This window comes from Verrucomicrobium spinosum DSM 4136 = JCM 18804 (genome assembly GCF_000172155.1).
Taxonomy (GTDB): domain Bacteria; phylum Verrucomicrobiota; class Verrucomicrobiia; order Verrucomicrobiales; family Verrucomicrobiaceae; genus Verrucomicrobium; species Verrucomicrobium spinosum.
Map to the genome: position 1 here is coordinate 4,476,416 of NZ_ABIZ01000001.1, position 12,619 is coordinate 4,489,034.

General features: G+C 59.1%; 10 protein-coding genes. 4 read left to right on the plus strand and 6 right to left on the minus strand.

The window, feature by feature from the left end; genetic code table 11:
- Positions 1-20 precede the first annotated feature (20 nt).
- The 3 genes from VSP_RS18120 to ispF all read left to right on the plus strand — a co-directional run bounded on the left by VSP_RS18120 (position 21) and on the right by ispF (position 1,982).
- Positions 21-668, plus strand: a complete 648-nt coding sequence (locus tag VSP_RS18120) for a phosphopantothenoylcysteine decarboxylase domain-containing protein (protein WP_009962466.1) — start codon at positions 21-23, stop codon at positions 666-668.
- A gap of 13 nt (positions 669-681) precedes the next feature.
- A complete protein-coding gene (locus VSP_RS18125; RefSeq protein WP_009962467.1) occupies positions 682-1,440 on the plus strand; it encodes an inositol monophosphatase family protein in 759 nt (252 codons plus the stop codon).
- A 62-nt stretch (positions 1,441-1,502) separates the two neighbouring features.
- Complete coding sequence (gene ispF, locus VSP_RS18130; protein WP_009962468.1) at positions 1,503-1,982, plus strand: 2-C-methyl-D-erythritol 2,4-cyclodiphosphate synthase; 480 nt, start codon at positions 1,503-1,505, stop codon at positions 1,980-1,982.
- Between the two features lie 355 nt (positions 1,983-2,337).
- Here the strand turns inward: ispF and VSP_RS18135 are convergent, their stop codons facing one another.
- The 3 genes from VSP_RS18135 to VSP_RS18145 form a co-directional block, all read right to left on the minus strand.
- Positions 2,338-3,504 (minus strand): pyridoxal phosphate-dependent aminotransferase, encoded by a 1,167-nt coding sequence (locus VSP_RS18135; RefSeq protein WP_009962470.1) that lies wholly within the window; start codon positions 3,502-3,504, stop codon positions 2,338-2,340.
- 117 nt (positions 3,505-3,621) lie between these two features.
- The gene (locus VSP_RS18140; RefSeq protein ID WP_009962471.1) at positions 3,622-4,470 is read right to left on the minus strand and encodes a 50S ribosomal protein L11 methyltransferase; all 849 of its coding nucleotides are present in this window, start codon (positions 4,468-4,470) and stop codon (positions 3,622-3,624) included.
- 65 nt (positions 4,471-4,535) lie between these two features.
- Positions 4,536-5,510 carry an N-acetylmuramoyl-L-alanine amidase-like domain-containing protein gene (locus tag VSP_RS18145; protein WP_009962472.1) on the minus strand — a complete coding sequence of 325 codons (975 nt, stop codon included), beginning with the start codon at positions 5,508-5,510 and terminating at the stop codon, positions 4,536-4,538.
- Between the two features lie 402 nt (positions 5,511-5,912).
- Here VSP_RS18145 and VSP_RS18150 point away from each other — a divergent pair, with 402 nt between their 5' ends.
- The gene (locus VSP_RS18150) at positions 5,913-8,957 is read left to right on the plus strand and encodes an inverse autotransporter beta domain-containing protein (RefSeq protein WP_157210953.1); all 3,045 of its coding nucleotides are present in this window, start codon (positions 5,913-5,915) and stop codon (positions 8,955-8,957) included.
- 90 nt (positions 8,958-9,047) lie between these two features.
- Here the strand turns inward: VSP_RS18150 and VSP_RS18155 are convergent, their stop codons facing one another.
- The 3 genes from VSP_RS18155 to VSP_RS42385 all read right to left on the minus strand — a co-directional run bounded on the left by VSP_RS18155 (position 9,048) and on the right by VSP_RS42385 (position 12,370).
- Positions 9,048-11,645, minus strand: a complete 2,598-nt coding sequence (locus VSP_RS18155; RefSeq protein WP_081452592.1) for a carbohydrate binding domain-containing protein — start codon at positions 11,643-11,645, stop codon at positions 9,048-9,050.
- Between the two features lie 44 nt (positions 11,646-11,689).
- Entirely contained in the window at positions 11,690-12,049 is a 360-nt protein-coding gene (locus VSP_RS18160) for an arsenate reductase family protein (protein ID WP_009962476.1), read from the minus strand.
- A 69-nt stretch (positions 12,050-12,118) separates the two neighbouring features.
- The gene (locus VSP_RS42385; RefSeq protein ID WP_157210954.1) at positions 12,119-12,370 is read right to left on the minus strand and encodes a hypothetical protein; all 252 of its coding nucleotides are present in this window, start codon (positions 12,368-12,370) and stop codon (positions 12,119-12,121) included.
- Positions 12,371-12,619 lie beyond the last annotated feature (249 nt).

The following is a 12,619-nucleotide window of genomic DNA, read 5'->3' on the forward strand; positions in this document are numbered from 1 at the left end:
CGTATTACCCTGCCGCCATCATGAGGATCCTCATCACCGCTGGCCCCACCCGTGAGCCACTCGACCCCGTTCGCTACCTCACCAACCGGTCCTCCGGTCGGATGGGATATGCCCTGGCTGAAGCCGCCGTGGCAGAGGGTCACTTGGTGGATCTTGTGAGTGGGCCAGTAGGCCTGCCACCCACCGATGGCGTGAAGATGCACTTTGTGGAAACAGCCCAACAAATGTGGGAAAAAGTGCGCCAACTCACTCTGGGTGAACCTCCACCGCAACTGGCAATTCACGCTGCCGCAGTGTCCGACTACAGACCAAAGATCGTGGCGGAACAAAAGATCAAAAAGCAGGCAGACACCTTGGTTCTCGAGCTTGAGCGCAATCCGGATGTGCTGGGATCCATGCGTGGAGCCTTCGGTTTCAAGGGCTATTTGGTAGGCTTTGCTGCTGAAACTCAGAACCTGGTCGCCAACGCCCAGGAAAAACTGAAACGCAAGGGGTGCGATCTGGTCATTGCCAATGACGTGAGCCGCAAGGACACGGGGTTTGACAGCGCGGAAAACGAAGTCATGCTTTGCCTCCCTTCGGGCGAAACGGAGCTAATTCCCAAACAGTCCAAGCAAACGCTGGCGCGCGAGATCATCCGAAGGGTCGTCGCGCTGGCTTCCCAGTAGTCCCCTTCCCTCCATGAGTTCGAGTTCCCTCCTGAGTGTCGCCCTTGAAGCCGCCCACGCCGCCGGCCAGCTACAACGCGAGAACCTGGGGTCCGACCTCGCCGTGAATGAGATGCTGCAGTACGACATCAAGCTCGATCTCGATGTGCGCTGCCAGACCCTGATCACGGACATCATCCTGAAGAACTTCCCCGACCATGCGGTACTTGGTGAGGAAGGGAACGCGGGCAATCCCGACGGCACCACCCAGTGGATCGTGGACCCCATCGATGGCACGGTGAATTTCTTCTACGGCATCCCGCACTTCTGCGTCTCCATCGGTGTGAAGGTGAATGGTGAACTGGTCGCCGGCGTCATTTACGATCCGAACCAGGACGAGACCTGGGCCGTGGAAAAGGGCTCCGCCCCCACGCTCAATGGCAAAACCATCCGCACCAGTTCCCGGACGAAAATCAGCGACGCCGTGGTGACCTGCGGTTTCTCCAAGAGCGAGGAGGCCATCCTCGCCAGCTTTGAGCGCTACAAGCGCATTTCCCTGGCGGTGAAAAAGACCCGCATGCTTGGCAGCGCAGCCTTGGCCCTGGCTTACATTGCCTGCGGTCGTCTGGACGCCTATGTGGAGGAGCAGATCAGCGAGTGGGACGTGGCCGCTGGCCGTCTCATCCTGGAAGGCGCAGGAGGCACATTTATCGAGCAGCCCAGCCGCACTCACGAGGGCAAGATGTTCATCGTCGCCACCAACGGCAAGATCGACATGAATCCGTACCTCTAAGGTGCAGGCTTAAGGCACTGATCCACTGAGTTACTGAATCACCGATTTACTGATTTACCGAAATGTCCACCCGTGTCGGCATAGGCTACGACGTCCACCAGTATGCAGAAGGCCGCGCCTTCATTCTCGGCGGTGTGGAGATCCCGCACCATCGGGGCTTGAAGGGCCACTCTGACGCCGACGTGCTAAGCCATGCTATTGCAGACGCAGTCCTGGGGGCCCTGGGTGAGCCGGACATTGGCTACTGGTTCCCGCCAACCGACGCCAGCATCGAAGGCATCAGCAGCCTCAAGATCCTGGAGAAAGTCGCCCAGATCGCAGCCGACAAGGGCATGAAGATTGTGAATGTGGACAGCACCGTGGTGGCCGAGGCTCCCAAGGTGAATCCCCATCGCCTGGCGATGAAAGAGAAGATCGCCGCCGCATTGGGGGTCACGCCAGATCTCGTCGGGGTGAAAGCCACGACCAACGAGCGCATGGGATTTGTGGGGCGTGAGGAAGGCGTGGCAGCCATGGCCGTGGCAAGCGTGGAGAAGGCGTAGGGAAGAGAGTAGGCCTAGAGGGTAGAGAAGCCACCGCCTCCGGGAGAAGACGCGTTCTTTGAACGCGCATTGAATCCGCGCCCGCATAAATGCGGAACTCCAACCCTCTCCGGTCCAACTACAGGGTTGGAGTACCGCATTGATGCGGCTCAGGACGCGGTTCCCCTGACGCGACAATCCCGGCCACACCGTCCATCAGCAAACACACACCACCTCCTCCGCTCTCACGCGGGGCCGGAGTCCCCGCCTCCTTTAACTCTACGGCGCTCCATCCATTCCAACAAAAAACGCGCCCCGTGTCACAGGGCGCGTTCTCTGCAAATCAATCTAAAATCCTCGAACCCAACCAGCTGTCTTAGTGCTGGTTGCAGAACTCTTCGAAGCGGTCCATACCGGCGTTGATCACGTCGAGGCTGGTCGCGTAGCTGAAGCGGATCGTGTAGTCTTCACCGAAAGCAATGCCAGGAACGGCGGCAACCTTCTGCTTGCTGAGCAGTTTCTCGGCAAAGTTCACGGACTTGATGCCGATGGGCTCGATGTTCACCAAGAAGTAAAAAGCTCCCCAAGGCTCGACCACGCGGATGTTCTTGATCCCCTGAAGGCGGCCCAACATGAATTCACGACGCACATTGAACTCTTCACGCATGTCCGCCACGATCTGCTGGTCTCCGTTGAGGGCGGCAATCGCGCCGTATTGGGCAAAGGTCGTGGGGTTCGAGGTCGTGTGGCTCTGGATGGTGTCGATCGCGTCGGCAATGGCCTTCGGAGCGGCGGTGTAACCAAGGCGCCAGCCAGTCATGGCATAGGCTTTGGAGAAGCCGTTGACGGTGATCGTCAGGTCCGAAACTTCCTTGCCCAAAGAGGCGATGCTGATGTGCTTGTTGTCACCATAAACGAGCTTCTCATAAATCTCGTCGGAGAGGATCACGATGTCTTCGCCCACGGCGATTTCAGCGATCTTCTCAAGCTCGTCTTTGGAGTACACAGACCCGGTCGGATTGCCAGGGCTGTTGAGGATGATCATCTTCGTGAGAGGAGACATCGCCTCTTCGAACTGCTCGGGAGTGATTTTCCAACCGTCTTCGGCCTTGGTCTCGACGATGACCGGCACGGCACCCACGAGGCGCACCATTTCAGGATAGCTGGTCCAGTAGGGAGCCGGGATAATGACTTCATCTCCCGGATTGCACACTGCCAGGATCGCGTTGTAACAGGAGTGCTTGGCACCACAGTTCACGCTGATCTGAGAGGGCGAATACTTGAGTCCGTTGTCCATCTCGAACTTGGCAGAAATCGCCTCACGCAGCTCGATCAGCCCGGAGCTCTCTGTATAACGGGTCTGGCCATCCTGGAGTGCCTTGATGGCCGCCTCCGTGATGTGGGCCGGGGTATTGAAGTCAGGCTCCCCCGCGCCAAAGCTCAAAACGTCCACGCCCTGTTTCTTCAGCGCTTTGGCCTGGCTGGTAATGGAAAGCGTCAGAGAAGGAGCCAGTTCAGATACGTTTTTGGAGATGAAGTCCATTTGGGCGTGCTGTTTAAAAATTGGAGGGAGGGGTACAAAGGAGAGGCAGGCGGCTTTGTCAACCACCGTAAAGCAATGATGAGGTCATCTGTGAAGGCAATTTTGGGTGAAACCGCCTCACTTCCTCCCCGCCAGACGACCCCGTGCGGTGACCCATTTTCCACGGATGACCACCTCCTCGAAGACCAGCCCCGCCTTCTCTCCCAGCTTGAGGCAGTCGTCCGCCTGGGTCCTGAGGATGCCGCTGACAAAAACGATGCTGTGCTTGGACATGGACTTCACTATTTTGGGGAACACGTCCTCCAGGATGTCGTAGAAGAGATTCGCTGCCACGCAGTCCCAGCGACGGGAGGGTTTCCACTTCAATACATCGGCCTCTTCAATCACGACATTTTGGGTCCGATTGCGCACCAGATTTTCCTGCGCCACGCGCACGGCTTTGTCGTCAAAGTCGCAACCCCAGGCCTCACTGGCACCGAGCTTCTCGGCGGCGATGGCGAGCACACCGCTACCGGTGCCAAGATCCAACATCGTCCAGGGCTGACCTTCCTTGCTCTTCGCATAGTCCACCAGCATGCGCAACACGGTGGCCGTGGTAGCGTGGTGGCCGGTGCCAAACGCCATGTCCGCAGGAATGCTGATCACTTGAAGCTTGGGATGGGCCTTCTCGATCTCCTTGAGCTTGGTCTTGGCCTTCTCCGCCACCACCAGCAGACGTCCCCTCACTTTCACCGGCGGCGGTTGCTCCTGGCTCATCGCCGCCCAGTTCTGCGCCTTCAGTTCGCGCACGCTGCCGCCGAACTGCTTCGAGATGGCCTCTGCCTCTTTCTTCTTCTCGCAATAGACTTCAATGCGGATGGTGCTGCGGCCCGCGATCCGCGTGATGACAGCACGGGGCTCCCCGGCGAAACGTTCCTCCCAGGCATCTGCCCACTTTTCTGATGACAACTTAGACCACACAAACATGGCGGGATGCTAGAGGCAATCCTTCCTTCCGTCACCTATTCTTATCGGGGGCAGGCGGCCCCTCGCTACACAGGCCTGAAGACGATCAGCCCCATATTGTCCGATTTTTCGCCCAGGTACGCGGAAATTCTCGTATCCACAATGCAGCAGCGTCCTTTGTCGTAGTTGGAGGTGGCGTGCATGAAACGGCAGGTGTTGCCATGGCGAACGGCCAGCCCCACATGGGAGGTGTAGCCCGTGTCGTCCTTGGAGGCGATCGCCAGCACATCACCGTCCTGGAGCCGGGACTCGATGCCCGCGACACGATTTTTTGGAATGTAGCTCACAGGAAGCCGGGACACCCTGCCTTCCACATTGGCAATGCCACTGCGCAACGAGGGGTTGTTACGAAGATAGCGATAGTTCCGCCACGCAATCTGCATCTCCCGCACGTTCCTCCGCACCGGCACTCCACCAAGAGACCGAGTCACATTGGTGCCCAGTCCGCGCCGTTGGTTGTCGGCAAACACCTCTTCCAAATGGTGCATGCGACTGAGGTAGGAGCCATCGCACAGACCGTTTCGATAGCGCTCCATTTCTACCATCCGGAGCAACTCGACGGGCGACCACGGCCCAGGGTGGGTGCCAATCACGCGGGCAAAGGCGAGCGACACCTCATAGAAGGTCCAGCAGTCCAACGCGTACAAATTCACCGACGGCGCCTCAACGCGGTCGTCAATCTCCAGGGTGTAGTTGCCGTATCGTGTTCCGGCAAGCGCCCGGCCCACAGTCGCCGTTCGACGGGCGAGGGGCAACGCAGCCCAGTTTTCACTCTGGGCACGGGCTGTGAGCGCATAGAACTTGTCCTCGCCTTTGAAGACCGTGTTCCACGGCAGCCTGCCATGGTACACGGGCACAGGTTGAGGTGCCGGGACGCCGGGTGGAACGGACGTCACCGGAATGATGGGCGGCGGCGGCGGAGTGGAGCACTGTGAGAGCAGCAGTGCGGAGAAGTTGGCAGCAACAAGGGTGCAGAAATCGCGGCGGTCAAAAGAGGACATCTTGAATGGCTGACACGGGTTGAGAGGGCCGGTGAATACAAGCTCGGGAGAAAAAACTGGATATGAGCCCCAGGAATACCTGAGGTCCACAGGTGGACAGTCCGCAAGCGCTTCTGCTCAAACTCCAGCATGGAAGGCCTGCCGCTCCACATGCTGGAAAGCTGACACAAGTCAGATCAGCCCCTCTCCCAAGCCTCATAGCAAAAACCTTGCCACGCAAGCCACCCCCTTTGAAGTATGAAATAACTTGAAACGCATTTGACACTATTTGCGATTGCCAACAAATATCCCAACCCCGGGCAACACGTGCAAAAACTGCCAGTCACAATGCCCACCAGCTCAACACTCCCTGCCCCCATGCCACTCCCTGATCCCTCCGGTCCAGCACCTGCGCGAATGCCCATGAAACCGCAATTCACCACTCCCTTGCTGCTCAAGAGCCTGGTCGGCGCAGTGCTCGCCCTCAGTCTATCCGGTACCGGCATTCAAGCTGGCCCACCAGATGCCAAGGGCGCTGCGACCATCGAGCCATCAGGTCACCCGATGTACCTGGGCACCGTGACCGCGGGATTGAAGACCAGCGATGCCTACACCGACGGGCACTTTTCCATCGTCGCACCGCTCTACAGCACCCTGGGGGCAGACGCCACCCTGGAAGGCAGCGTGTTGTTTATCGAACCTTATGTCTCCTACGGTGAGGGCGGGGAGATCGCCTCATCCCTGGGCTTGGGGTTCCGGCATCTCTTTGGCTCCCAACCTCTCACGGCACTCTCTGCAAACAACACTGCCCAAGCCGGCTTCCTTGATGAAGGGGTCTTTGTGGGTTCAAGCGTGTTTGTGGACATGCTGGACACAGAGGCCAACAATCAATTTTGGCAACTGGGCGTCGGCATTGAGGCTGGCACGCGTTATGTGGAAGTTCGCGGCAACTATTATATTCCTCTCTCCGACAAGCAACTCGCAGAAGAGACTCGCACTCGCGAGACTATTCGCAACTCCAGGAGTCGCAGCACTTCCTATCTGACTGGTGTAAGCGATCCTTACGCCACGGGCAATACGATCGCCCAAGATGCGGCGTTTACCACCCGTACCACCACCACCACCTATACCACGACCATCGAGCGCCTCTTCCGCCGCTATGAAGAGGGCATGGAAGGCTGGGATGCTGAAGTGGCCGTGTTGGTACCGGGCCTGGACCGCTACCTTGATGTCCGCGTGATCGGCGGCTACTACAGCTTTGACAACCAGCCCTTTGGCCCCCAGCAGGGCGGCACTGGCAATGTGGAAGGCTGGAAGGCCGGCCTGGAGCTACGCCCGGTACCAGCCGTCATCCTGACCGGCACCTGGTACGAGGACGCCCGGCTCACCGGCAGTGACTGGACAGTAGGCGTGCAGCTCCAGATTCCGTTCGAAGCGGGCGACCTTGGAGATGGAAAGAACTTCCTCTCCCGAGTCGGAGATGCATTTAAACCACGCCGTCGCCACCTGGCCGAACGGATGGCTGAGCCCGTCCGCCGCCAGAACGCCGCTGTCAAGCTGGCCAGCACCGTGGAATCTAGCTCCCGCAGCCAGACAACACGGAACACGGACACCAGCACCTCCCAGTCCACCAAGATGATCGTCCTCACCGATGACGTGGTTTTTGTAAACAACGGTGATGCGGTCGGTAACGGCATCCAGGCTGGTGACACGAGTGGCAATGGCGCCAACGGGACGGCTGAGCGCCCCTACAACAGTCTGGTGGACGGCGCGAACACCGCGAGCATCAGAAGCAATGCGAGCGGCCAAATCTGGAAAGTGTACACCCAGGGCGATACCGATCTGCCGTACACGGGCAGTGTGATCGTAACGGGAAGCACAGACTTCATCAGCTCCTTCGAGGTGGTGACGGGCATGAACGGGCTGACTTTTGGCGGCAACACCGGCCGACCAGAGCTCACCGGCCTGATCGACGTCCAGAACGTGGCCCACTTTGGCATCCGCGGCTACGAAGTCACCAACTCTTCCAAGGGCAGCGCCCTTTTCGTCTCTGAAGTGGCGGAGTTCACTGCCTCCAAGAACGTCTTCACCGCCTCCGACATCGGCATTCATGTGGAAAACGATGCCATCGAAATGGCGGCGGAGATTAGGGAGAACCAGTTCAATGGCGCGTCGACCGCGATCAAGTTGGATGTCCACACTACAGGCGACCTGACGGCGGAGATCGACCGCAACGAGTTCTCCGGATCTTTTCAGGACGGGCTCTATGGCTATAACAGTGGCAACTCGAACTTGGTCGTGTTGCTTACCAACAACGACTTCAGCGGAAGCTACGTGAGCTCTCTCGGTGCATTCGAAAACGGTGGCACATCAAACCTCGATGTCACGATCACGGGGAACACGGCGGCGGCAGCAGCCACCCTTTCTGATGACGGATTTCAATTCAAGTCCTCCGGCACTGCCACGAACACCCTCCTCGTGGAAGGCAACGAGTTTCTGGGCACGTCTGGAGATTCGCTTGTTGAGATTAACACAGCAGACAGTTCCACTTTCACCGCGACGATCCATGACAACACCTTTGACGGCGTGGTCGATGGCCAGGCTGTGGACCTGATCTCCAACGGCACATCTTCTCTTACCGCCTACGTTACGGAGAACCTGTTCGACGGGGAAATGGAACAGGCTCTAAACGTGGACAAGCTGGGCTCCTCCAAGCTGAACCTCACCTTCAACGACAACACCCTGGCTGCTTCATTCTCTGACGATGCGCTGAGCATCGCCAGCAATGGCGACGGTGTCGGGAGCTCCCTGCTCAAAGCCCTGGTACAGGGCAATACCTTCAGCGGCACCTTCGACCTTGATGGCATTGATGCCGACCAGGTCGCCCAGGGCCCGATTGAATTGACCCTCAAAGAGAACATCTTCAGCGGCACATTCACGGAGAGCGCCATCGATCTGACCGGGGCCGACAGCACTGGGACCTCGGTGCTCATGACGGCATTCATTGAAGACAATGACTTCTCAGGCTCTTACAGCAGCGGCAACTCCGCCGGGGCTGTTCACATTATCGCCAACAGCGCCGCCAAGATCTCCGCCACCCTCAGTGGAAACGAATTCTCCGGCACTTACAGCACGGATGTCGTGAGTCTTCGCAGCTCGTCCACCTCACAGCTGACCGTCACCGTGGCAGACAACACGCTTCTGCTGGGCTCGACTGTCACAGATGCCTTCCTGGATGTTCAGAGCAGTGACACCTCCACCATGACCATCACGGGGCTCGACCGGAATGCCGTCAACGGCACCGTCGTCAGGGGGTTTTCCCTGCGCGAACAGGGTAGCAGCATCATGACGGTCAACGGCACGCTGGATCCGGCCGCCAACAACACGGTCACCACCGGCACAGCAACCCAGACCACCGGCACACCTACCGGAAGCTTCCAGCTCAACGGCAGCCAGAAGAACCTGTAATCCGGGCTTTCAGGTCAAAGCAGACCTCACGCAAAAGGGCAGCCACACTGGCTGCCCTTTTTTCATGGTCATCACAGAGTCCGGTTTCGATCAACGGGTCATCAGCCACCAGACCGTCTTCTGCTCAGGCGACAACTTGAAGTGGCTTCCTTCAATCGGCACCTCCTGCCGGGGATTTCCCTTCGCGTCCAGCGCCTGCACCTTCCACTTGCGCCCATCGGGCAGGCCCACAACGGCCTTCACGCCTAAGACTTCGGCGGGACCTTTGCCCCACTGGGTGCCCACGGTCGTACGGTTGGCATCCCACCCCATCCCGACATTTTCTGCACGGCTCACCACAGCAAGCCAGATGCGTTTGGAGTCAGCCAGAGACTTGTCGTCCAGAGCTGCGGCCATCAGGGTCACATTGCTGGCAGGCGAATCGTTCTCCAGCGCTACCGAGATGGCCCCGAGCTGTTGCTTACCTGGTCCCAGGGTTCCGCTGAAAACCACCGCCTTGCGGTCCACCACGCTCAACCCGGGGTTTTTCCCTTCAGCGACCCAATTCACCTTCACCGTGTCGCCCCCCTTCCTCAACACACCCACGGAGGGAGTGAGTTCCCACGCCCTGTCTTCACTCAGCTCCAAGCCCACCCGCTCCGTCCACGCGACGGCTCCCGTCTTGCCCACCTTGTCCCACACGGGACGCCAGCTCCCCCACACATCGCCCGCCTTCTCCCCGGCATAGTCGAGAATCGGGCACTTGCCGAGCTTCAAGGTTGAGCCCCGGCTGAAGGGGGTGATCAGGCCCATCCGATAAACCAGGGCCGCGATGGGCATCATCGCCTGTTTGGCCGGATGTCCAGGCAGATCGAAGAAGCTCGTGATGCGATCGCTGTCATAGGGAGTGTTGTGCTTGAAAGCGAAGTGATACACCGCACTCCAGTCTTGCACGGAGGCCATGGCGGAAAGCAGAGGGAACGTCTCCGCGGCATAGTCATTGGGGGCCGGCACATCGTACTCACTCAAGCTGTACGGCTTGCCCACAGGACGTTGCATGGCGATCTCCGCCAGGGTTCCTCCGCTCTTTTCCACGACCTGGGATACGTTGTTCACATACCAGTCGTTCATATCCCAGGACTTCCGGGGGAAAGACGGGTGATGCCAGTAGCCGTGCGTGTCCACCAAGTCGCTCACCGCGAACTCGCGACGCGCCCCCGCAATGCCCCCGAAGAGCAACTGCGAATGCGTGATCATCTGCCTGGCCCCGATCTCCTCCCGGATGAACCTCTTCATCTCCAGCGCGTGCTCGATCTCCAGATCCGCCAGAAAGGCGATGAAATCCCGGCGTACCGCCACATTGGCACTGCGCTCTGGGATGGGGATGGTGCCAGCCTCCAGCGTCTGATCCGATTTGAGGAAACCATTGGGCACCGTGTGCAGTCGGATGTCCCTGAGCTCCACGGTGGTGATCTTGTTGAGCAGGCCGAACCCGACGCGGTTCTTGCCATCTGGCAGCACAGAGTGCGGGGCGAAATCCAGGTGGTACTCCTGCCACTCTGGCGTGAGCGACACGTTTTCACTGAGCCCAAGCTGGGCCCACGGGGCAGCGGAGTTCATCGCAGTGATGCTGATGGTGCTCTTGTCCTCGGACCGCGCCTTGAAGGTGAGTCGATAGCTCGCCCTTTCATCCAGATTCAGCCCGACCTGATAGAACTGAAGGCTCCAGGGCACACTGCCGATCGCAGTACTCGTCCAGCGCACCGCCCCATCTCCGATGGCCTTCGCAGTGGCCTGGGCTCCGTTGGTAGCTTCCACGAACCATTCCTTGGCTCCGTCCGTGAAGGAACCGTTCTTGATCAGTTCCGGTCCCGTGCTGCCGTCATTCACACCCCACGCCGCCTGGAGCGCTGCGGTGTCTTTGTACTGCCCCTTCAGGTACTTGAGGAACATCCCCTGCAGCTCTCCTTTGAAAGGCTCCGGCAGGCTGGCCGTCCACCAGGGATTGAGCAGGATCGAGTTTTCATTGTTCATCTCGATCACCGCGACGCCGGGTTCGTCCTTGTAGGCTCGACCCGTGTGGGGATTCACGTGATTGAGCAACACCTTGGCGAAGGCCTGAAACTGCGCAATGAAAGGCCGGTGGAAGTGATCCAGCCCTTTGCTATAGCTGGGCGCACCCTTGGGCGTGCCAGGATACGTTCGGCTGACGTGCAGGTTAATGTTAAGATAAATGCCTTGAGCGATCAGCTCTGCCGCCAGCTTGTCCAGGCGGGCGAGGTTCTGCTCATCAAGCGTGGTAGCTTCATTGTCACCGATGATGGAGCTCCCCTTCCCCCAGTCGTTGTCCATGTGGTGGAGTCGCACGACGTTCACGCCGTTCTTGGCCAGGTGGGCGGCGATCTGAGGAGCCAGTTCCTCAGGTGGGAAGCATGCGGTGCCGCAGAAATTGGTTCCGAAGAGGCGCACCTTTCGCCCCCTTCCATCCACCAGCCACTCCCCTTCCACCTTCAGAATGCCTGAAGCTCCCGCCGGTTTTTCGTTCAGGGCAGAGAGATCAATGGGACTTGGCGAAGCATCCTGCGTGCTGATGGTGAACGGAAACCACCCCGGCTGTCCCGGAGCGGTCGCACTTTGGGCGACAGCGATGCCGCCCCCCAGCCCTAGAAGGGCCATACAGCCAAAAGCACGGAATGAGGAAAGATGCATGGCTCATCTTGCCCAAACTCCGCCGGAAACACAAGACGTCAGGGTCAGGCCAGGGCTTTTGCCCACTCGTCCTGCTTGAACCCCACGAGAGCCACCCCCGCACTCTTATCCAGCGCAACGGGTCGTTTCACAAGATTCCCGTGGCTCGCCAGGAGTTGCAAAGCCTCCTCTTCACTCAATCCCGGGAGCTTCTCTTTCATCCCCATGGCCCGGTAGTCCTGGCCAGAAGTATTGAAGAGCGGTCGGAGATCCCCACCCTTCGCCTTCAACACGACCTTCAGCTCTGCCACTGTGGGCGGGGTCTCACGGATGGGTTTCTCATCGAAAGCAATGTCATTTTGCTTGAGCCACTTCACCGCGTTTTTGCAGGTGGAGCATCCAGAGTAGGTGTAGATCTTGAGCATGGGGAAGACGCCCACGCTACGCAACGGAGCGGGTGGCTCAAGGACATTCCATGGATGATCCAGGCCGGCTCAGGGCTCATTCAACCAGTTCACAAACTCAGGATGGTTGGGGGCCACTGAATTGAAGAACACGCCCTGGATCTCGCGGAAGAACTGGGCCGAGGCCTTGATGCCATCGGTGGGCGGCCCCTCCGTCAGGGCAGGCCAGTTCCCAGCACTGCTCCTCGCCACCTGAAGATCTGCCTGGCTGAGGGGCCGGGCCCCTGGAAGCCCAGCGGGACGATCCCTTTCTGCAACCAGACAAGCTGCAACGGTCGGCACGGATCTGCCTCTTGAGTCACTGTGGCCCAGGCCTGAGAAACCTCCACGCCATTCGGCGACTGGGTACTGCTCCGGTCTGCGTACGCATACCAGACGGTGGGCGTGGGCTGGCCATTCCAACTCTGTGGAAAAGGCATGCTCACCCGCAAGGACCAGCCCTCATTCCCCTGCGTTTCTGGGAACACCGTAGCCAGATAGTCCGTTACCTGCTTCTTGAGATCGGTGGCGGCATCACCCATACATCCGCCA